Genomic DNA, 21,097 nt, shown 5'->3' with positions numbered 1-21,097 from the left:
ATGCTGTTCCCATGGCGAAATCTCCTTTCGCCATGTTGAATCATGATTTGCCCAAAAATGGAATCGCGTGAGTCGACCTCATCAGGCTTCGGTATAAGGGCCGCGGATTCTTCCGGCGGCCCATTTTTTTGCTTTAGGCTCGGGGCGCATTTCAGATGGGCAAGCCGATTAATCTTCGCCGGCCGGTGGCCACTGGCGGGCGGTATGCACGAGCGCCATTACCCATACCGTGTTTGCTGGTTCGTCCACTTCGTAGACAAGCCGGTAGCTTTCATGCGGGATGAATTCACGTGTTCCGGGAATCTTCCCCATGCGGCCCAGCATTGGAAAATCGCCGAGCTTTGCAGCCGCCTCGCTGAACAGCTCGTCCATCTTGAGCGCCGCGCGTGGGTTCTCGACTGCGATATAATCGACAATATCACCTCGATCCTGTCGCGCCGCCGCAATCCATCGGACTTTCACAGATCTGCCTCATCGATCCGGCGTCGTAGCTCCGTGCGGCGTGCTGTCGCTTCGGCTTCCACGTCCTCATTGGACACATGCATGCCTGCATTACGCTGTTCGCGTGCGATCTCCACCTTGCGGCGCAAGTAATCATCGTACTGGCGCGCCTGCTGGCGGCGGTTGATGTATTCGCGCATCAACTCGCGCAGAACCTGGGCCGCCGGCCGGTCATCCGCAGCGGCTTCGGCCATGAACGTATCGCGCAATTCCGGTTCCAGTTTCATTGTGAAAACGGCTTTTGTCGACATGACAAGCTCCCATATTGCTATACCATGTATATACCAAAGCATTATCTCAGATCAAGGTTTGGCATCCGTAAAAAGGAGATCGACGCGCTTTCGGGTCCAGAAGGTATTCTGACCAGAATCGGGGAGTGCTTGCCCTGACGGGCTCCGCAGTTCTCGGCCGCTCTTCTCTAGCGTTATGCCTACCCGTGGCGTGCTGCCTCAAAGTGAAGCCTCGTGCTGCACCTTCGTTTGTTGGCCGTTCCGCTTTAGCTTTTGCTCGATGGCATGCCTTGTGGGAAATCCCAGGGAAGTTGCCGGCAAGATCAACCTTTGTCGGCATTACGTACACCGCCACCGAACGGCGTTTGGAAAGCCCGGTTAAAAAATGGCACTGAGTGCCGAAGTGTTTATTGGGGCTCTGAACGTGCGGATGTCCATCTTGGCCATGGGCTTACTCATGAGACCCTATACGTTGACGCAGACTGATCAGCAAATCGTAGAATCTTGCAAGCGGGGCGGGCCATACGATTTTTATAGGTGAAGCCCGCCCGGCAAGCAGCTTGACAGGTTCGAAGGATCAACCTGCGTATTGCGGGAGTTGCGAAAGCGACGACCGAATGCGGCTGTGGTTTCATTTATTGAGGAAACGAAACTCTTCTACATTCCCGGAGGAGTGCTCGTCGAGTTGCAAGCTGATATAGCGCGAACTGATGCTGTTGATCCGGTTAGAGCGGCAGCTCAGCAAGAGTGGTACTTAGTGACCCAACTCCCAATCGCAACGATGGAGGTGGAAGGTTTCGCGTTGATCAATAAATATTTCCCCCTGCCCGGCATTTATAATCCGATTGAGCATCGCTGGCACTCAAAGCCCGCGCAGCTTGCGGATTATAACCAAGGCCAATGGGGCGCAACTTTCCAGACCCGAGTGTAGAAGGAGAAAGGCTGATGTTGCCATTCTTGCTAGGTACCTGCGTGGTCAGTGAAGCTACCAAGCCGCGCCCGGATCCAGCCGTTCTGGATTTCTTGGAGATGGCAGACGAATATTACATCCCGGCCGCAGTGCTCTTCGAAGCACAGGTCGGGATCGCAAATATCGCCGCTTCCGACCCAGCGAAAGCCGCGAGGCTCAGCAATTGGTACCACAAACTTCTTCAATTGCCGGTGATTGAGCCCACGATTGATATCCTGGAAACATGGGGCCGCTTGGAGGGCAACAGACGGTTAAATGGTCTGCGCCTGCCGCGACGAGGTGCAGCGACACCTCGAACGAGCCAAGACATCCAAACCGCTGCCGTGGCCATTGCGCGTGGCGCAGCTATTGCTACGATGAACGTCAAGGATTTCATGTTGATCAATAAGTACCACTCAATTCCCGGGATTTATAATCCGAAGGAGCAGAGGTGGTATGGGCGGGACGGTGGAAGCCAGTTGAGCTGTCGGTTAGTCCTCGTCACAATTGGCGCGACCAATATTGCTGGACATTGGCGAGGATGGATCCCTTGGTAACAAATCGGGCAAGCCGGTCGCGATCGTCTCCTATGACGAGAAGCCTGGAATCCAGGCGATCGCGACGACGGCGCCGGATTTGGTTTCCGGCCACCCAGTCACCCTATAACCTTAACGGTTGCCCCGTCAGAGTAGCTAAACTTATAGTATTGCCCGGCATGCTCGGAGGCCGTGCTTGCTGGGCTGTATTGAACCTGGTTGACCACTGGACAGCCAACGGTCTTTAAGGAAAATCGTGAGACTTATAATATGCTGAAAGTTTTTCTAGTTGCGCGGATATCGCGGCAGCGTCCCCGTAGTTGTCCGGAACTGTTAAATATTCACCAAACCTACTAACCGCAAAGGACCAGTGCGCGACTATTGTCCTGTTTGGAACGGGAACATTGATCTGTCTATTCCGAAAGAAAATCCAACAATCGTCATTCTCAACATACTCATCCTCCAAGATTGAGCTGATACCAGATTTCGGCAGGAATTCGCCAATGATGCGCCTTGCTTCATCAGCCGCTATCCCGCGTGCCTCTTGTAAAGTGATTGGCTTTTGTGCTGTCACGGAGGAGTTCCCACCTCGACCTTAAGAGTTGGCTTAAGGGTTACGATTTTACCCATTTGCGGATCAACGAAAATCACATTGCCGCCCTGATTAATGAAACCCACAACATGGCGAGCGACGTCAGGACCTTGATCAATGACCACGGCTCCGTAAGGTTCGTCGTATTTGATGATCTTCGCAACTGCTTCGTCGACGGTTGCTGGCTTTCTAAGTCCAAACACATTGAGGAACCAAGCATCTTGCGCAACCCCGGGTGTCGCAACAGCGTCAGCATCGCCGGCCAGTCTTGCCATAAATGCGTTCACACATGACACACAATTGGTTGTCGTTCCTGCGACAGTCCCTCATCAGTCTCAACACCACTATGAGGCTGGAAAGTGCCTTGGGGTTGATCATCATCGTTAGCCTTGTGACCCGCAGACCAATGCAAAGCTAAGTCATTTGCTGACCGAAACGCTATCTGCCCACACAGCCAGCAGAAGGTTCTCCGCTAAGAATGCGATGCTGTAATGCCGAACAGACCTCGAATGATTAAAGTGTCTTCTCCAAGCAGCAGCCGCTTCGGAGTCAGGATACTCTACCAATACACCACGTAAGATGGGATTCGCATCACCGGTTTCTATGCCAAGCATAGTAGGTCCAGGAAAAGTCTGCAGGTAAAAGGAGCAGACAGAAGAAAAGCGCAGCTTACGTTCACGTTCTATTGCTTCGTCGTCATACGTAACGGCGACAATAAGTTCGGCTCCTTCCATTCGTATTTCTACTCTGGTTTCGCCATGTCCCGGGAGCCATTCATAAAGGTCGAGAACTTCGACTCCGTGGCCAATTTTCATCATTTAGAACCTTTCGGCACGTTTGGAGTTCCGCTCGGCGGTAGCTTGTTTCGCACCAATTGAGCGGCAGCCAGATCATTATACGTTGTTCCTGCAGGCATGCTCGGCACCTGCACCTGAGTTTGATTCGTACCATACCATTGTGATTGCGGAATTCCTGCGCGGCTCAGGGCAACAGAGGTACGAGTATTTAAGATGAGCTGTGTGCCGTCACTCATGATGACATAATCAATAGGTAGCTGTCGTGCATTGATAAGTCCGCTCTTGATTGCAGCCGCCAAATCATCGACCGTGTTTATGGGAACTCCTGCAAGTTGACTGTATTTGGTCACGCCCTGGGGACTAAACTTTTCAGCGGAGTTAATCGACGATTGGGCGAAATTAGCATGTGCAACTGCACCTTGCCCTGAATTGCTGGTTTCAGTTGTGAAGACACCTTCGCTGACTAGGCCTCCTATGTTTCCTACTGCCTCAAGCCCGGAGAGCACCGCAAGCTGGTTATAGCCATCAACGGTGGAAATATAATCCTGCAGTGCGCCCGCAATGGCGTCGGTGTTTCCACTAGCTCTCGCGGCCTGAAGTTGATCCCACCTTTGCGTAACGCTTGGCGTGCGATACGCCGGCCCGGTTGTCGTTCCGTTTAATATATTAGTGGCGAGATAAACATACTCCTGATCAAAGTTAGCTCGGCCCGGGACAGCAGATGTCCCGAAAACGTCAGCATAGGCATTCGACCAGCTCAAGCCTGATCTAACATTTACGCTGGCAAGCAAGTCTTGTGCGCCAGTATCACCATTCAACAACTGACTGTTGAGATCCATTTCCTTCTGGGCGGCTTCAAAGCACGCAAGATCTCCACACTTCTGCAGGTCGATCGAGTTGGTGATGGATTGTTGTTGGGCGGCTGCTGCTGCTTCTTGCTTGCAGGCAACGTCGGCGCCGCAATCGCGAAGCGCCTGCAATAGATGTGCAAGCTCGTCATGCTTAAGATAGTTATTATTGAAATTGTCGAGGCTCGCGGCCGCGCCTTGGGTGCCGCCCACCACGGCGCCGACAAAGGCCGCGGCCCATTCACCAATCGCGGTCCTTTGCGCGTAGGTGAGATTGGGATTGGCGTCCAACACCTGCTGCAGGATGCCGTTGGCGAGCTCCTCCAAGCCGGCCGCCGCCGCAGCCTGGCCCGGATTGCCGCCGGCAAGCTGCGCAACTAGGGCAGCGGCTGCGGCATGGAGCGCAACTTTCTCCGGACTGCCTTCAGGCCACTGCATCCGACTAGCGAGCTCGCCGATCGCCATATTTGCAAGTTGCGAGAGTGCCGCTGCGCTCTGCTGTTGGGCCTTCAGCTTATCGATATCGAACGGATCGACCTGAGTGTTGGCCTTAGAGGCGTCAGTGTTGAGCCCAGACAGGTCTTGCTGCTGGTTCGTCAGGTTCCAGTTTCCGGGCGTGATCGTCGCCAGCGTCTCGCCATGATCGTCCTGCTTGGCCGGCTGGCCAACGACCGGGACGGGAATACCGGCACCGATCAGGCTGAAGCCGTAACTGGTGGAAGATGCCGACATCGAATTGTCGATGTTGGAATAAAGGATTTGATTGGCAGTCAGATCGTTGTTCTTGGGATCTGCACTGGAGCCGATGAAACCGCCGACAAGCTCGATCGTGCCGTCGGTTGAAACGTGATAGCCGCCGGAACCGGCAAAGATACCACTCTGCTGCGATACGTTCGCGTAATCGCCGGTGATCGTGCCCTGGTTATAGCCACCGCTGATGCCACCCGAACTGACGCCAAGTTGGGCGCTCTTCGTCTTCTCGTTATAGGATGCGATGTCCTGGCGGCTTTCGATGACGATGCCATTGGCGGCACTGGCATTGACCGTGTTGCCGGAGAGCACACCTCCCGCCAGCGTCAGCGTGTCGCCGGAAACGATCGTGACCGTGTTCGTGCCGCTGACATTCGAATTGACCTGGGTGACCGAATTGCTGGTCTCCTTGCCAGAGCTGTAGCTTGCGTTGGCGGTTGGACCGCCGCCCAGGATGTTGGCGCCGGCGTCAATTCCAGCGGCAACACCAATGCTGACGCTGCCGGCCTTGCTGTTGCTCTTGCCGTCGCTGGTTGCCTGTACGCTTTCGAGGTCGACATCACCAGCCGCCGAGATCAGCACATTGCCGTTGTCGGGATCATCGAACGTTGTCGTAGCCTGGCCGTCTTTGCCGACGCCGGCGCTGATCTGCACGCCACGGCCGAGGACATCGCCGGATTGGGCGATGATGGTGACTGAGCTGCCCCGGATTGTGGGCGGAACCGGAATAGAGGTCGTCGATTCCGAGGAGCTTTCGCTAAAGCTGTAGCCAGCTGTCAACGAAACCTGCGCGACTGAAGGGCGCAGGCCGGTGTCCGGGTCCGGCTTTGCCTTGATAGCGGTCATGGTCGACGTGATCGCCTGATAACCCTTCACACCGGCCAGCACCGCAGGCGCGATTCCGTAGACGCCGTTATCGCCCGAAAGCAGGCTGGCCGCCTGCGCCCCGGACTGAGCCGCACTGATCAGCTGCGACGACACCGTGATGCTGACACCGGCGAAGCTCTTTTTCTGCATCTCGGAGGCGTTGGTGACATCGTTACTCGAGAGCATGTTGACGCTGTCGCCGGCGACCAGGTCGATCGCACCGTTGGCGGCAATCTGGCCGGACTGATCGTTGATGTTGCGGTTGGCGAGAATGGTAATGCCGCCATCGCTGTCGAGCGAGCTCACCGCATTAATGTTGGCATCTTTCGAGCGCTTCTCTTCCGAGGTGCCAACACCGATGCCAACCGAGACGCTGCCGTCGCCGACGGAGACGTTGATGCCGAAGCCGGAGCGCTTGGTCTGGCTGGAGGAGGACTGCTCCTCAGCGCCCGGCGCGATGTTCACATCGCGTGCCGAAGAGATCTCCGTGCCCGTGCCTGAATGTGACGAGGAGCCGAAAATGTTGACGTCGCCTTGCGTCGAGGTGATCGTCGTCGTGCCGCCCGACGACAGCGTCGAGCCGATATTGTCGGTCTCGCTCTGGCTGCTCTTCGAGTCCTTCGATCCATAGATCGAGATGAATCCGCCACCCGATCCCACACCGATGCCGGACTTTTTGGTCTGCTTGTCGCTCTCGTGCTCCTCCTCGGCTGCCATGACGGTGACGGTCGAGCCGGAGAGGCTGAGATCATTGCCAGCGGCGATATTGGAGCCCGAGACAATGGCCTCACCACCGGCGGCGACGTTAACGTTGCCGGATGCGGAGATCGAGGAGCCGACAGTGTCCTCGTCATAGGTGTGGGTATGGGTTTTGGACGAGGACAGGAAGCCGCTAGACTTGCTGTCGGAGGTGGTCTCGTCGGTATCCTTGCCGGAGGCGATGACGATGTTGCCGGCGGCACTGATCTTGGCATCCGCCGTATGGGTCGCATCTCCAGCGGTGACGTCGGAGGCCGAGATGGTGACGTTGCCGCCGGTGGAAGTGATGGTGACGCCGGTCTGACCCGAGATCGACGAGCCCTCAGCCGTGGTCGTCGCCTCGCTCGCCTTTTTCGATCCGGACTTGCTGGAGGAAGAAGCGCTGTCGGTGGCCTCACCAATGGTGATATCGCCCTTGGCGGTGAGATTGGCCGTGCCGCCCTTGGCGGCGACATCGGAGCCGATGACGCTGATCGCTCCGTTGTCGGCCTCTACCGTGACGCTGCCGTTCTCGGAGGTGATCGACGACCCGTTGCTGGTGACCGAAGTCGAGGACGCGCTGCCGCCCTTGTAGCCGGTGGCTATACCGGCGATCGTCTTCGACTGGCTGGTGGTCTGATCTTCAGTCGCCGTGATCGCGATGTTGCCGTTCGTCGAGACGATGTCGAGATTGCCCTTGGCATCGAGCGCCGAGCCGGCAATCAGCACGCCCTGATTGCCCGACACGGTCATGCCGCCGCCGGCGATCAGCGACGAGCCCTGCTGCATCTGGCTGGTGGTCGTGGTGACGGTACCGCCTTGGGCAAGGCTCAGCCGGTCCTTGCTGAGGACGGTGTTTTCGACGCCGGCGGAGATGATGTTGACCGAACCGTTCGAGGAGAGAACGGATAGGTCGCCGCCGACCTTGGCGGAACTTGTGATGATGTTGACGCCGCTCGTGCCGGCGACGGTGAGATTGCCGCCTGTCGTCACCGTCGTGCCGATGAGGGCCTCAGTGCCGCCATTGTCCTGCTTGACGGCGCCAAGCGTCACGGTCTTGCCGGAAAGCTCGGCCGAGCCGCCGGCGGCGACCTTGGTGCCGGTGAGCGTCAGGCTGCCGGCGCCGGCATCGACCTTCAGATTGCCACCGGCGGTGATGCCGCCACTCGCGGCAACGACGGTCTGGCCACCGATGTTCATCGTCTGGGCGGCGAGCGTGATGCCGTTGCTGGCATTGAGGTTCATGTTGCCGCCGGCAAGGAAGACGCCGCCATTGGCCTTGATGTCGGTGGCATTGATGGTCATGCCGTCGGCGGCGGCAATCGCGCCGGAGTTGTTGACCGCGCCGGCATCGATGCTGACCGTGTTGCCGGCGATGACCGCGGCAGAATTGTTGACCTTGGCGCGGTCGGCGGCCGAGAGGTAGACGACCGGCACCAGCACCTGCGCGTCGTCGACGATCTCGGTCTGGTAGATGACGATCGACTGGGTCAGTGACGCCGCCTGCCCAGGTGTCAGCGCCTGACCGAGGGCAAGGCCATTGGCTTCGGCATAGGCGACACCATTGTCGAGCAGCGTCTTCATCTGATCGGTGGCGTTGTTGCCGGGGATGAAGGAACCGGCGCCAAGGCCATCGCCGACCAGTTGCCGCATCTGTTCGTCGACGAGCTGGTTGTCGAAATAGGCGTCGCCGAGGAAGGGGACCTGGGTCTCCGGCGTATAGCCGATGCGGTCGATAAAATAACCCGAGCCGTAGAACTTCGAGACGTCGAGGAAGGCGGCCCGCGTTTCGAACAGGAAGACCTGGCCGGGAACGGTGCCGCCGACGCCACCGGATTGCGGCTTGGCGACCGAGGCAAGCTGAGCGCCGTTTACCTGCAGCATCTGGGCAAGGTTGCCGCTGCTGCCGATGGCGGCGGTCAGTTTGCCCATCAGGCTGTTGGAACTGATCGCAGCGCCGCCGGTCGTCAGGCTGCTGCCATTGATCGAGGGACTGCCGGCGGCCGTCAGGCTGTTGCCATTGACCGTTGGGCCGTTGCCGATCGTTGCGCTGCCACCCGTCAAGGACGGGCCGCTGCTGATACTGGCGCTGCCGTTGGCGGCGACGCTGGTGAGTGCAGCGTTGACGTTGAACAGCGCCCCGCCGGCCGTCATGCTGTTTAAGGCGCCAAGCGGGTTGCTCGTCGTCGCCGCAGCATCGATGGCAACCCCGCCGGCGATCGAGCCATTGGCAGCGACGTTGTTGACGGTGCCGCCGCCATTGATGGTCAGCGCGCCGCGCGCCTCGATGACGCCAGAGATGGCGCCGATCGCCTGCAGGCTCACTGTCGAGCCGGCAGCAAGATCCTTGGAAGCGTCACGATTGCCGTTGGGGTTGTCGGAATAGGTAAGCGACGGATCGCTGCTGCCGATGCAAGGGTTGTTGGGGCCGCTGCAATCCGGACCGCCCTGCGTGGTGTCGGAGGTGATGACGTCAGGATAATATTGGCAGGGGGTGGCGCTGTCGCAGGTGGTCGTGGTGGTGCGGTTCAGCGTGACGCCGTCATTGGTCAGCGTGCCGGCGACGGTCAACAGCATGTTGCTGTCGGACTCGATCGAGCTATAGGCGTTGGTCAGATTGATCGCATTGATGGTCAGGGAACCACCAGCACGGATCTTGGCCGAGGCGCCGGCGCCCGAGATCAGTTGATCCTGCGTGACGATCTGGCTCACCAGATGATCGACGGTCTCGGTCCAGGCATAGGTCGGCTCATGTTGTCCCGAGCCGGTGCCGCACCGCGTCTCGCACTTGTAGGTCTCGGTGATCAGATCATAGGCGCTGAGGATGGTGTTGGAGAGTTGCACATTGCGCTGGATCACCGGTCCGGAGGTCGTGGTGTTGGTCAACCCATTGGTCAGGATCGACATATCGCCGCCGGACTGAATGAGGCCGGCGGAGTTGACGACGGCACCATTGCGACCGCCGCCGCCCGGGCCTGCGATGGTAAGACCGTTGCCGGCAAGGATGGCCCCCTGGTCATTGGTGAGTACACCGCCGACGAAGAAGCTGGCGTTGTTGCCGGTAAAGACCAGGCCGGAGGGGCTGTTGTAGAAATCCCCCGCGATATTGAAGGTGAGATCGTTGCCGGCAGCAAGCTGACCGGTATTGGCGAGCGACGGCAGGCTGAGCGTCAGGTCGTGCGCGGCCAGCAGCGAAGTGCCGGCCGTCGTGGTCAGGCCGGCGGCGGAGATGGCGATATCGCCGGAAGCGCCACCATTGGTGACGGCACTGACGTCGGCATTGGAGAGGTCGGCATTGCCGGAAAGATTAAGCGTCAGGCCGCCGAAGACGAGATTGCTGCCGGAAAGATTGGCGGAAGAGGCGTTGACGATCAAGGTGCCGGCGCCGGCAATCGCGCTGCCTCGGTTGCCGGAGAGATCGAGAGCGCCGGTGTTGAGGGTGAGATTGCCGCCGACGCGGGTGGTGCTGGTATAGCTGATCGCGCCGGGTGCGGTGAGCGTGGCATTGCCGAGGCTCTGCAGGCTGGCATAGCCGATGTTCTGCGTTGCGGTTGCGGCAAGGCTGCCGCCGGAGAGCAATACGTGGGCGCTGATGCTGCCGCTGGAGGCGGCAAGCGTCATCGCGCCGGTATGCTGCAGCATCAGGCTGCCGCCGGAAGCCGCATTGGTGGCGGCAAAATCGACGCCGGACACCAGCGAATCCGCTGTGATCGACCGGGCGGACAGAGTGGCGTTGCGCGCAGCCAGCGACTGGCCGGTGAGAGTGACGGCATTGCCGGCGGTCATTGTCAGGTCGCCATGGGCAACGGCGTTGGTGCTGACATTGTTCGCCGCATTGGCGGTGATGCTGCCGGCGGCCATCAGGCTGTTGACGGCAATGTCGCCGGAGGTTGCCTGCAGCGTCAGATCACCCGCAGTGCCGAGAACGATGTTACCGGAGGCGGACTGACTGGTGGCGGCAAAATCGACACCGGCGACGATGACATTGCCGCTGATGCCGGAACCGGTGATCGACACGTCGCTTCCGCCGAGAAGCTGGCCGTTGATCGCGACCGCGCCGGGACTGGTGGTCGAACCGAGCGCAACGGTGCCGTGGCTGGTGATGTTGCCGCCGGTAAAGGCGCTTGCCGCCACATCGAGATTGCCGGCGACGATCAGTGTGCCGGCCGTGGCGCTTGCAGCGACGATATCGAGATCGCCACCCGATCCGAGCGCGATGGCGCCGTTGGACGATTGGCTGGTGGCGGCAAAGTCGACGCCGGTGACGGCCTGGCCGACCTGCACGGTCTGACCGGAGAGTAAGACATCGTCGGCGCTCAGAAGCTGGCCGGTGACAGCAACGCTGTTGCTGCCGGCAAGGGTGACATCGCCACGCGCGGTGACGGCGCCGGCGGAGATGGTGGCAGCACTGGCGTCGATATCGCCGGCCGACAGCATGGTTGACATCGCGATACTGCCAGAGGCGGCAAGGTTCAAATCACCGGATGATCCGAGCACGATGCTGCCGCCGGCCGCAGTGGTGGCGGCAAAGTCGATGCCGGAGATCAGGGTCGGCGCGCTGATGCTGCCGCCGGTGATCGCGAGGTTGCCGGCAGCAAGCACCTGGTTCGTGACGTCGACATTGCCGCTGGCGGTGATCGCCACCTTGCCGTGGCTGGTAATGCTGTCGGCGGTAAGATCGGCGGCGTGTGCCGTAAAGTCGCCAGCCGACAACATGGTTTGCGAGACGATATTGCCGGTCGCAGCGAGGTTCATGGCGCCGGATGATCCGAGCACGATAGTGCCGCCGGCCGCCGTGGTCGCGGTAAAGTCGATACCGGAGATCAGGGTGGGTGCGCTGATGCTGCCGCCATTCAGTGTCAGATCACCGGCGGCGAGAATCTGGCTGGTGACATCGACATTGCCGTTGATCCCGACCTTGCCATGGCCGGTGACGCTGTCGGCCTGAAGTTCGGCTGCTGTCGCCGTAAAGTCGCCAGCCGAGAGGATGGTGCCGGCTACGGCATTGCCAGAGAGGGTGAAGTCCGTCACGCCGGACGATCCCAGGACGATATTGCCGCCGGCGGCGGCGGTTGCCGTAAAATCAACGCCGGAAACGAGGGTCTGCGCTGACAGACTCTGGCCGGTGATCAACACGTTGCCGGACCCGAGAATTTGATCCGTGACGCTGATGGCGCCGCCAAGCGTCACATCGCCATGGGCCGTGACCGCATCGGCAGTGACGATGGCGCCGCTGGCATTGAGATCGCCGGCCGACAGGAGGGTGCCGGTATCGATATTGCCGGTCGAGGCAAGCGTCAGGTCACCGCTACCTGCGAGCGCGATATTGCCACTGCCGGCGGATGTTGCGGCGAAATCGACACCGGAGACGATGGCACCGGCGGCGATGCTCGGGCCGGAGATGGTGATGTCGCCGCCACCAAGGATTTGGCCGCTGACATCAACGCCGCCCGCAGCCGCGCCGGAAAGGGTGATAGTCTTGTGGCCGGTGATCGCATCGGCGGTCACGGTCCCCGCGTCGACATCGATCGTGCCGGCGGCCTCCATGGTCGAAACGGCGGCTGCACCATTGACCGCAACCGTCAGGTCGCCGCTCTGGCCAAGCACGATATCGCCGCTGGCAGCATTGGTGGCGTCGAAGTCGATGCCGGCGATAAGGGTCTGAGCGGACAGGCTCTGGCCGGTGATCGAGACGTTGCCGGCACCGAGGATCTGACCGCTGACGTCGATGGCGCCGCCGAGCGTGACATCACCATGGGCCGTGACGTAATCGGCGGTGACAGTGCTACCGCTCGCACTGAGATCGCCTGCCGATAGCAACGTGCCTGCATCAAGCACGCCTGTCGAGGCCAGCGTCAGGTCGCCGCCGCTGGCGAGCACAATGCCGCCACCAGAAGCAGTGGTCGCCGTGAAGTCGACGCCGGAAACGAGCGCGCCGGCGGTGATGTTGGAGCCGGATATGCCGATGTCACCGCCACCAAGAACTTGGCCAGTGACATTGGTCGCACCAGAAAGCGTGATGTCCTTATGACCGGTGATCGCGTCGGCGGCAATGGAAGCCGCAGTCATGTCGATCGTACCGGCGGCCTCGATGGTCGATGCCGCCGCAGCACCGTTGGTTGAGACCGATAGATCACCCGCCTGGCCAAGCACGACAGTGCCGCCGGCAGCATTGGTGGCGTCAAAGTCAATGCCGGCGACAAGGGTCTGCGCGGACAAGCTCTGGCCAGTGATCGATATGTTGCCGGCGCCAAGGATCTGGTCGGTAACGTCCACGCGACCGCTTGCGGTCGTCGTGCCGATTGCGCCACCGAGCATCATGTCGCCATGGGCGGAGATATCGTCGGCCGCAATGGTCGCGGCGCTGGCAGTAAGATCGCCTGACGACAACAGCGTTCCGGCGCTGAGCGCGCCGGACGCGGTCAATGTCAGATTGCCGGTTCCGGCTGCCGTGGTACCAAGGACAATCGTGCCGCCGGCCGCATTGGTGGCGGCGATATCGACGCCGGAGACGAGGGCGTCGGCGGCAATGCTGGAACCGGAGAGGTTGACATTGCCGGCCCCGAGGACCTGGCCGCTGATGTCAATACCACCGCTGCCGGCCGTCGTGCTGGTGGTGCCGGCAAGGGTGATGTCCTTATGGCCGGTGATATTGTCGGCAGTGATCGTCTGACCGACCACATCGATCGTGCCGGCCGACAGGATGGTGCCCGCCTTTATGGCGCCGGCGCTGTCGTTGATGGTCAGATCGCCGCTATTCGCCAACACGATATTGCCGCCGGCCGCCTGGGTCGCGGCAAAATCGACGCCGGAGGCGAGAAGATCGGCGCTGACGCCATTGGTGTTGCCATTGATGGTGATCGCACCGGCAGCAAGCAGTTGGCTGCTGACATCGACGCCGCCATCGATGCCGACATTGCCGTGGCTGGTGATATTGGTTGACTGCAGCAGTGCCGCCTGGGCCGTCAGATCACCGGCCGACAGCAGGGTATCGACGTCGGTCGTGCCGGCGCCGGCGGTCAGATCGAGCGTGCCGGAGGACCCGAGAGCGATAGTGCCGCCCGCTGCATCGGTGGCGGTAAAATCGACGCCCGAAGCAATTGTTGCCGCCTGAATGCCTTGGCCGTTGATGGCGACATCGCCCGAGGCGAGAAGCTGTCCGGAAATATTGGTGGCAGCATTGATGCCGACGGTACCATGCGCTGTGATATTCTGGGCTGTCAGCGACGTCGCATCGACCGTGATGTTGCCGGAGGAGAGCAGGCTTGCGGCATTGACCGCGCCACCGGTCGCCATCAGTTGCAGGTCGGCAGCACTCGCCAGCACGGTTTTGCCCGCCGCATCCGCCTGGGTGGCGGCAATGTCGAGGCCGGAGACGGTGGCGCCGCTCGAGATCGACCGGCCGGTGGCGGCAATTGTACCCTGAGCAAAGACTGTGCCGGCAACGGCTATATCGAGGCCGGCATTGAGGCCGATATTGTTATAACTCAGCAGTGAAGCGGCCGAGATCGAACCGGAGGTCGCGGTGATCGACAGTGCACCCGTGCTGTTGGCGGATCCCGTCAAACCGATATTGCCGGCAGAGGCCAAAAGCGTCGCCGTGCCACCGGCCGTGACATTGGCGGCGGCAATACCGCCGGCCGAGCTCATCACAAGATTGGCGGCGCTGTTGCTGTCACCCGAAACACTCAACAGGCCGCTGCCGCTCGACAGGGTAATATCGTCGTCGGCCGCGACCGACTGCAGGGTAATCCCCTGATCGGCCTGAATGGCGACCTTCGCCTTCGAGCTCACCTTGGCGGCCGTAATCTTCTGCTTCGAGGTGATGCTGACGCCCTGGCTGCCCGAGGCATTGCCGATCGAGATCTTGCCATCGGCCGACAGCGACAGTTCGCCGGCATTGGCGGCCATGTCGCCACTCATGTTAACGCCGGCACCCTTCTCGGTGACGACGATCTTGATGCGGTCGGCCTGCATGGCGCCAAGCGCCGTGCCATCGATCGCATATTCCGGCGTGCCGGAGGTGGCGGTCAGCGCTGTGGCCTCACCGGTCGCATAGTTGTATTGGCTCGCACCGCCCGTCAGACGGACGGTCTTGCCATAGATCGGCGCGTTGACGTGGATGTTGCGCGCAACGACGTCGAACAGGTCGACGGCACCGGGGCTGGCAGCGAAGTTACCCCCTGCTCCTTCGAAGATGACATCACCGCCATTGACGGTGAAACCCGTCAGGCTGCCGTCGCTGCCGATCGTGGGCACACCGGTCGTCAGCGTGGCATGCGGCGTGTTGATGAAGCCACAGCCGTTGCAGGTTATTCCGTTGGGGTTAGCCACTATGACGTCGGCGCGACCACCGAACACTTCTATTGGACCATTCAGCGCCGAGCGATTGGAACTGGTCACCTCGTTCAAAATGACCGAGGCCGGGTTCGAGCCATTGAGGTTGGGATTGCCCGGCGTGACGCCGCCAAGGTTCGAGGTGCCCTGCTCGCCCTTGAAGTTGTTGAGGATCGCGCCCTGGGTTCCGACATTGAAATTGTCGTATTTGTTGTGTGACAGGCCGGCGGCGTTCGGCGTGACGATATCGATGAGCGGTACGCCGTTCGGAGCAGCACCGACGCTTGGCTGGTTGGCGGCGGGCGCCGTCGTACTAGCTGAGACGGATTGGGCGTTGGCAATCGCCGGCTGCAAAAACAGAAGCGCGCTAAGGGTGACGGCCAGCGATTGCTGTCCGAGGCGCGCCAGCCGGTGAATGGCATTGCTTGCCGTCGACCGAAAAACAATCCGCTCATTGAACGATTTGCTGGAATCCTGCCCTGAATGTTTACGCACGATACGCTCTCGCCCTTTTGAGGCTAGGCCACCTCTGCGGATCTCGCAGGACAATGTCGCCTATTCTTGCCTCGCCCGGACCGCGTCATGCGGCACCCTATTGATGGTTTGTCTTGATGGACTTGGTGGCGGCCGTCAATTCACCACACGGATATGGAGAGCAAATTTTGGAGAGTTCGCGTGAATTTGGTAAAGCCAGTGTGAATTTTACACCAAAACCTATAGTCAAAGCGGAGAAGAATACGCGTTATGGATGATTTTTTCGCAGGTGTTTCAGGTCTTGCGGCACGGCGATGTAGACGCCCCGCCTATCGGCGGGGCAAACTGTGGCTTGTCTTACTTCTTCGTCAACAGCCACAGCTTAACTTGGCGAGTGAAAGCATTTGAAAGGCGTTGCGCCAGAATATCATCCGGTCCCGCTGCCTCTGCCGCATTGACGGCCATGGCGACGAATATTCCAAGCCCCTCACCCCGCATACCACTGTTACCGGCCGCGACGACGGGCTTTTCCGCAATGAGGCGTCCCGAATTCACATCTTCCAGCCTGACCGTCCCGGAAATTTGGCTGTCGCTGTGAATGAGAATACGTCCGGCCTTGGAAGCCAAGTCGACCACATGCAGAGTAACGACCAACCGGGCCCGCGTCGGGCCGCCGGGAAGGCCAATTAGTTCTTTTTCCATACTCGCTTTCAGCACTCTGAGCACCGTTGGCAGTTGCGGATCTGGTTTGCCTTCGGTGAACAGGCCCGTCATCTTGACATCAGGCGCCGTCTCGATGCGTATCTCACGCACCGAACTTTGTTGAAGCGCAGCGACAAGCCGGGGATCAGCGGTAACGCAGGAGGCAAGCATCGTCACGAGGAGGAAGGCGATTACGCAGGACACGCTCCGCATCAACCGCACGCTGAAATCGCTGATATCGGACATCAAACGCATGGACATCATTACACCACCTCAGCCGTCTCTCTTGGCCGGGGCTGTCTTCACGCCGCCGTCGAGCTTCTTGTAGACATCGCTCAACTGAGACTTCGGCGCCGGGCAGCGCTTGCCCAGGGCGATCTCGGTGAGTACGCGATTGCGATTGCGCAAGGCGTCGATCTCAATCTTTTCCGGGGATTTGGGATCCATGAAGAACAGCGCCGGCCAGAAGAGAAGAACGCCGGTGGCGCCCAGGATGACGTTTTTGCCTTGAGCCTGCGAGCGTTCCTTGACGGTCGCGAGGATCTGGCGTTCGTTGGCTTCGAATTCGCGCGAGATCCCGCCGCAATCCATGCCGCCGTCGCCGACATTGGTCGAGGCAATTGGATGCGCTTCGCGGCCGCCGCAGCTCGAAAGCGCGATGGCGCAACAGAGAAGCGCAGCCGCGGGTAGCGAAAAGGTCGTCTTGTTATCTTTCCGAATGAATAAAGCCATGATTTTCCTCTAAATTCTGGTTACCATTTTACGGAGGAGCTGACGAATAGAAGCCCCCCATCCTTTTTATCGACAGTGCCGGCCAGCACGTCGGAATAGCCGATGTCGAGATTGAGATTGCCGCCCGCGAGCTTCGCACCGACCGTCCAGCCGAGCATGTCGCCACCCTCGATCTGATGGCGCGTCTCAGAGGCGATCCGGCCGTAATCGAGCCCGACGTAGGGGCGGAACTCGCCGAACATTTTCGAAAGCGCCGCATTGTCGGCAAAGGGCTGGGCACGCCAGACTAGGTCGTTGCGCGTGAAAAAGCCGTTGTTGCCAAACAGCATGCTTTCGCGCGTGCCGCGGACGGTGGAATAGCTGCCGAGCGAGATCTGTTCGGCTCCAAACAGATTGTCCGGGGAATATTGTCCGGTCAGAACTGAATTGACCTCGAAATGCTGTTCGCCGAGCTGGAACGGCCGGGTCATGGTGATGGTGCCGGTGAACTTCGAAAACCGCGGATCGGCATTGCCGGCTCCGGCATCGCCCGGATCGACGGCATCGAAGAGGTTCAGGCCCTGGTTGTAGGAAAGATCGAAGACCCAGAGGCCCCCCAGCATGCGCCGCGAATGCGAGATGCCGAGATCACCGACAGTATACTTGCGGCTGCCGACCTCGATCTTGCTGCCGAGCAAGAAATTGTTGGTTTCCTTGTAGGTCAAGCCGCTGTTGAAGGTGGTGATCGAATCCTTGTCGCGGAAGATAACCCGGTCGGCACCGATGCCGAGCTGCTTAGAGTCGCCCGATGTCTGCAGCGTCCCGAAATTGCCAGGAACCGAGCTGTCATAGCCGTACAAGGCACCGTTTGCCGAGAGCGTCCAATAACCATAGGGGACGCTGACATTGCCAGTATAGCTATCGCTCCTGCCCTGGCCGTCGTCGTGCCAGGGATAGTTCGGACCCGTGTGCTCGTAGCTGAAGCTCCACTGGTCATTCACCCCGAAGAGATTGTCGTAGCCGATGGAGGCCGAGCTCTTGGAATAGCCAGTCTGCGCCTGACCGAGATTGCTGTTGCCGACCCAAAGGTGCCAGGGATGGCTGGGCTTGTTCTCGATGTTGAGAATCGACGTTCCGTCCGTCTTTCCCGGTAGCATTGCCGTCTTGGCATTGTTGGAATTCAGCCGGTTGATCTGGTCGAGGCCCTGCTCAATGTCGCGCAGATTGACGATATGGTCCTTCAGGCCGGGAAAGGCGGTGGCAAGCATGCCGGAACCCATCACACCGGAAACAGGTGCCGGCTTACCGTTGATATAGATGTCGGACAGCGTTCCCTCGACAGCGACCAGACGCAATGTTTTCGTCTTGGCAATGTCTTGCGCCGGCACGTAGAGGCGCGAGGTCACGAAGCTCCTGTCGAGATAGAGCTGGGTCAGGTCCCGCAGCAGCGTGTTGATCTCCCCGACACCGACGCAGCGGTTGCGGTAGGGGGCGGTGACCCTGCCGACATCGGCGCCCCTTAATCGCGTGACGCCCTCCACCTGGACATCAGTAACCGCGAAACAGGGGCCGCCTTTTTTCGCTCCCGCTCCCTGCTGCTCGGCTGGCGCCTCTGACGGCTTCGGCGTGCTCTTGCGTAGCGCATCGAGACGCTGTTGTTCATTCTGCTGTGCGTGCCGACGCGCAAAATCGTCATTCGGCGATTGCTGCGCAGCCGCCATCGACGCCGCCAAAGCTGTCGTGAGCAACACAATGACACGCACGATGGAAAGGGACGCCGTGGAGGCAAGGCTGTGTCGGGCAGCCGTCGGTTGCCGGGCCGATGTCATGGGATCGTTCGCGTCGTGCCGTTAGTTCGAAGCGGGCTTCTGCAGCGCATCTAGTGCCGCGGCCAGTCCCTTCAAGGAGAATTTGATGTTGACCTTCTGGCCATTCATCATCTGCACGTGACCGACCCCGTCCGCCGCCTTTGAAAGTGCCGCAACCATTTTTGCATCCAGTTTCTGCTGCGACCAGCAACCGGCCTGGTTGCAATTGCGATAGGTAAGCTGGACGACGGGCTTATCGTTCACGTCGATGCTGAGCCCTGCCGGCAGATACATGTTGAGCGGCACAAGCGTCGTCAGCACGAGATCGCTCTGCGCCGTCTTGCTCTCCTTCTTCGACGGAGCCGGAGCGGGTGCCGGCGCCTTGGCGATCGCCAAGGTCAGGATGTTGACGTCCTGCTCTCCCTGCTTCACCGTCGCGATCTGGGCCACTTCACAACTTGTCGTCGCCGAACCGTCGGCGGCCTTGCCATCGACACAGCGGTAATACCAGCCGTCAAATTTCTGTACGCGGGCTTGCGATGCCGGCTGTTGCTGACCAGCAGGTGTTTGACCGGCAGGTGCCGTAGCGGAATTCTGTTGAGCACCCGCGTTGGCCGGCGCGGTCGCACCTGTCGCCGGCTGCTCTTGGGCCATGCCAGACGACGCATAAAGAGCGGATGACACCAGAATTGCGGATGCGAGATTCTTGGCGGAAAACACGTCATTCAAAACAACAAACGTCATGCGAAGCTTCCTAGAGGTCACAACTACTCGATTGAGCAAGAGGCACTTGCTCACCGAAAAATCATCAAAATCATGAAAGAGCACCTAGACAGTGCGGCCGATCATCGGCTTGACCTGTCCAATAGCAGACTTCATTCGACACACGGATAGTTAGAATTGTCGCAGCGTCGATTCGTGCTCGCTTTTGGTGAGCCGTGTGTATTTTTGCAACACAGACGCTTGTATTGGTTAACCAGCAGCATTCGAACGTGGCTACTTTTTCCTTACTCGCAAAAAATACACGTTATCATTGTCTTCCATATGGCTCTCGGCTAAGTTCGCGTCGTTCGAGCAATGGCCATCAGAGCCTGGGGGAGGACGGAAATAGTCGACGATCAGTTTCAAAGGACGGTGACGTCGGGCGGGTTGCCCGCCAAAGTCACCATTGTCCTTTCTCCCGAGAACCGCGCGGATGCGGAAGTGATTGCGGAGAAATTCCGTCTCGAAACAGCGGAACCAAGCGGTCTGGTAACGTTCGGCCAGGAGGCCATCAGCGGCTTCGGCTCACGGCTGGACGAAATTCTGTCCCAGATAACGAACGCCCAGTCTCCCGTCCTTTTCGAATTGTTTCGAACGGTACGCGACGGGATCAACGACGCCGACCTGAAAACTCTCGAAAACAGCATCCGCGAAAAGCTCAAGGGCAGCTTTCTCGATAGAATATTGATCGCCATTGGATTGGGGGATCCGGCCAATAGATTGAAGCGCGTCACCGACGAGGTGCGCGGCATTCTGCAGAGCAAGACCAAATCTCTGAGCGACCTCATCAAGCCTATGGAAGCCCGGGTCAATCAGGAGAGCTCAAAGCTGGTCACCGACGTGTCACGCATGAGCCAGCTCGCCAATGGTTATCGCGATTCGATCGTGTCCCTCGGCAAGTTCGTCGAGGCTGGGCGGCTGATAATCGCAGAGGCCGAAGGCGATCTGATGCGACTTAAGGAAGAGGCCGCCGCCGGGGATCCACTGCGTATCCAGACGGCGCGTGAATTCGCACAGAAGCTGGATATTTTCCAGAACCGGGTTTTGGTGCTTGAAACGACCTATGCCAAGGCGCCGGCCGATCTCGACTCTATCGGCATCGCCCGCGGTGCCGCGCTTGCGACGCTTGCGGAAACGGTTTCGTCTGCAAACGCCGAGTTCAACGACATCAAATCGATCCTTATTCGACTACATGTGTTGTTCCAGATGCAGTCGATTCAGCAGATGAACGAAATGCGCCGGGAGCTTCGCTCTTCGCTCCAGCGGTATGGACTGCAGGTGTTGGAGGACGTGTCCGTGAACGCGGCGAAGGCTTTGGGCGAGACGCGCCTGGCGGATGCGGACCTGGTGCTTGAAACAGCGCAGCGCCTGCGCTCGATCGCCGACAAGGTGCTCGCCGAAGGCGAGCAGAACAAGCAGCGCTACTCCGCCGCCCGCGTAAAGCTGGAGCAGGCCCGGCAGCTTGTCACCGACCGCCCGATTTAAGACATGGAGT

13 protein-coding genes are annotated in these 21,097 nt (G+C 59.7%); 3 read left to right on the top strand and 10 right to left on the bottom strand.

Annotated features, from left to right (window positions below):
* Positions 1-168: 168 nt before the first annotated feature.
* Positions 169-462: a type II toxin-antitoxin system RelE/ParE family toxin gene (locus GGD50_RS17635; protein WP_183938627.1), complete on the bottom strand. Its 294-nt coding sequence runs from the start codon at positions 460-462 to the stop codon at positions 169-171.
* The gene (locus tag GGD50_RS17630) at positions 459-752 is read right to left on the bottom strand and encodes an antitoxin of toxin-antitoxin stability system (protein ID WP_210318879.1); all 294 of its coding nucleotides are present in this window, start codon (positions 750-752) and stop codon (positions 459-461) included. Before GGD50_RS17630 ends, GGD50_RS17635 begins: the two co-directional genes overlap by 4 nt.
* 604 nt (positions 753-1,356) lie before the next feature.
* Between GGD50_RS17630 and GGD50_RS17625 the strand changes: the two genes are divergently transcribed.
* The gene (locus GGD50_RS17625; protein ID WP_183938626.1) at positions 1,357-1,662 is read left to right on the top strand and encodes a hypothetical protein; all 306 of its coding nucleotides are present in this window, start codon (positions 1,357-1,359) and stop codon (positions 1,660-1,662) included.
* Between the two features lie 14 nt (positions 1,663-1,676).
* On the top strand, positions 1,677-2,237 hold the full coding sequence (locus GGD50_RS17620) for a PIN domain-containing protein (RefSeq protein ID WP_183938625.1): 561 nt from the start codon (positions 1,677-1,679) through the stop codon (positions 2,235-2,237).
* Positions 2,238-2,460: 223 nt separating this feature from the next.
* Here GGD50_RS17620 and GGD50_RS17615 read toward each other — a convergent pair whose 3' ends face one another.
* The 8 genes from GGD50_RS17615 to GGD50_RS17580 form a co-directional block, all read right to left on the bottom strand.
* Complete coding sequence (locus tag GGD50_RS17615) at positions 2,461-2,790, bottom strand: hypothetical protein (RefSeq protein ID WP_183938624.1); 330 nt, start codon at positions 2,788-2,790, stop codon at positions 2,461-2,463.
* Positions 2,787-3,083 (bottom strand): hypothetical protein, encoded by a 297-nt coding sequence (locus GGD50_RS17610; protein WP_183938623.1) that lies wholly within the window; start codon positions 3,081-3,083, stop codon positions 2,787-2,789. The genes GGD50_RS17615 and GGD50_RS17610 overlap by 4 nt, the downstream gene beginning before the upstream one ends.
* A gap of 144 nt (positions 3,084-3,227) precedes the next feature.
* Positions 3,228-3,626 (bottom strand): hypothetical protein, encoded by a 399-nt coding sequence (locus GGD50_RS17605; protein WP_210318878.1) that lies wholly within the window; start codon positions 3,624-3,626, stop codon positions 3,228-3,230.
* Complete coding sequence (locus GGD50_RS17600) at positions 3,623-15,640, bottom strand: two-partner secretion domain-containing protein (protein ID WP_183938622.1); 12,018 nt, start codon at positions 15,638-15,640, stop codon at positions 3,623-3,625. The genes GGD50_RS17605 and GGD50_RS17600 overlap by 4 nt, the downstream gene beginning before the upstream one ends.
* Before the next feature lie 336 nt (positions 15,641-15,976).
* Positions 15,977-16,534, bottom strand: a complete 558-nt coding sequence (locus tag GGD50_RS17595) for a hypothetical protein (RefSeq protein ID WP_183938655.1) — start codon at positions 16,532-16,534, stop codon at positions 15,977-15,979.
* A gap of 60 nt (positions 16,535-16,594) precedes the next feature.
* Positions 16,595-17,053 (bottom strand): hypothetical protein, encoded by a 459-nt coding sequence (locus GGD50_RS17590; protein WP_183938621.1) that lies wholly within the window; start codon positions 17,051-17,053, stop codon positions 16,595-16,597.
* 20 nt (positions 17,054-17,073) lie between these two features.
* Positions 17,074-18,861, bottom strand: coding sequence for a ShlB/FhaC/HecB family hemolysin secretion/activation protein (locus GGD50_RS17585; protein WP_183938620.1), 1,788 nt, complete (start codon positions 18,859-18,861; stop codon positions 17,074-17,076).
* 21 nt (positions 18,862-18,882) lie between these two features.
* Positions 18,883-19,584, bottom strand: coding sequence for an invasion associated locus B family protein (locus GGD50_RS17580; protein WP_183938619.1), 702 nt, complete (start codon positions 19,582-19,584; stop codon positions 18,883-18,885).
* A gap of 333 nt (positions 19,585-19,917) precedes the next feature.
* Here GGD50_RS17580 and GGD50_RS17575 point away from each other — a divergent pair, with 333 nt between their 5' ends.
* Positions 19,918-21,087, top strand: coding sequence for a toxic anion resistance protein (locus GGD50_RS17575; protein ID WP_183938618.1), 1,170 nt, complete (start codon positions 19,918-19,920; stop codon positions 21,085-21,087).
* Positions 21,088-21,097: the final 10 nt, after the last annotated feature.

This window comes from Martinezella paranaensis, from assembly GCF_014200235.1.
Taxonomy (GTDB): domain Bacteria; phylum Pseudomonadota; class Alphaproteobacteria; order Rhizobiales; family Rhizobiaceae; genus Rhizobium; species Rhizobium paranaense.
Note: the sequence above shows the minus strand (reverse complement) of the source record. Positions and strands in the feature narration are given on the sequence as shown.

Bases quoted from the DNA above. Each gene is read 5' to 3' on its own strand.
- GGD50_RS17590 (WP_183938621.1), bottom strand. From the start codon at position 17,053: ATGGCTTTATTCATTCGGAAAGATAACAAGACGACCTTTTCGCTACCC.
- GGD50_RS17575 (WP_183938618.1), top strand. From the start codon at position 19,918: ATGGCCATCAGAGCCTGGGGGAGGACGGAAATAGTCGACGATCAGTTT.
- GGD50_RS17580 (WP_183938619.1), bottom strand. From the start codon at position 19,584: ATGACGTTTGTTGTTTTGAATGACGTGTTTTCCGCCAAGAATCTCGCA.
- GGD50_RS17605 (WP_210318878.1), bottom strand. From the start codon at position 3,626: ATGATGAAAATTGGCCACGGAGTCGAAGTTCTCGACCTTTATGAATGG.
- GGD50_RS17595 (WP_183938655.1), bottom strand. From the start codon at position 16,534: ATGCGGAGCGTGTCCTGCGTAATCGCCTTCCTCCTCGTGACGATGCTT.
- GGD50_RS17610 (WP_183938623.1), bottom strand. From the start codon at position 3,083: ATGGCAAGACTGGCCGGCGATGCTGACGCTGTTGCGACACCCGGGGTT.
- GGD50_RS17585 (WP_183938620.1), bottom strand. From the start codon at position 18,861: ATGACATCGGCCCGGCAACCGACGGCTGCCCGACACAGCCTTGCCTCC.
- GGD50_RS17630 (WP_210318879.1), bottom strand. From the start codon at position 752: ATGTCGACAAAAGCCGTTTTCACAATGAAACTGGAACCGGAATTGCGC.
- GGD50_RS17620 (WP_183938625.1), top strand. From the start codon at position 1,677: ATGTTGCCATTCTTGCTAGGTACCTGCGTGGTCAGTGAAGCTACCAAG.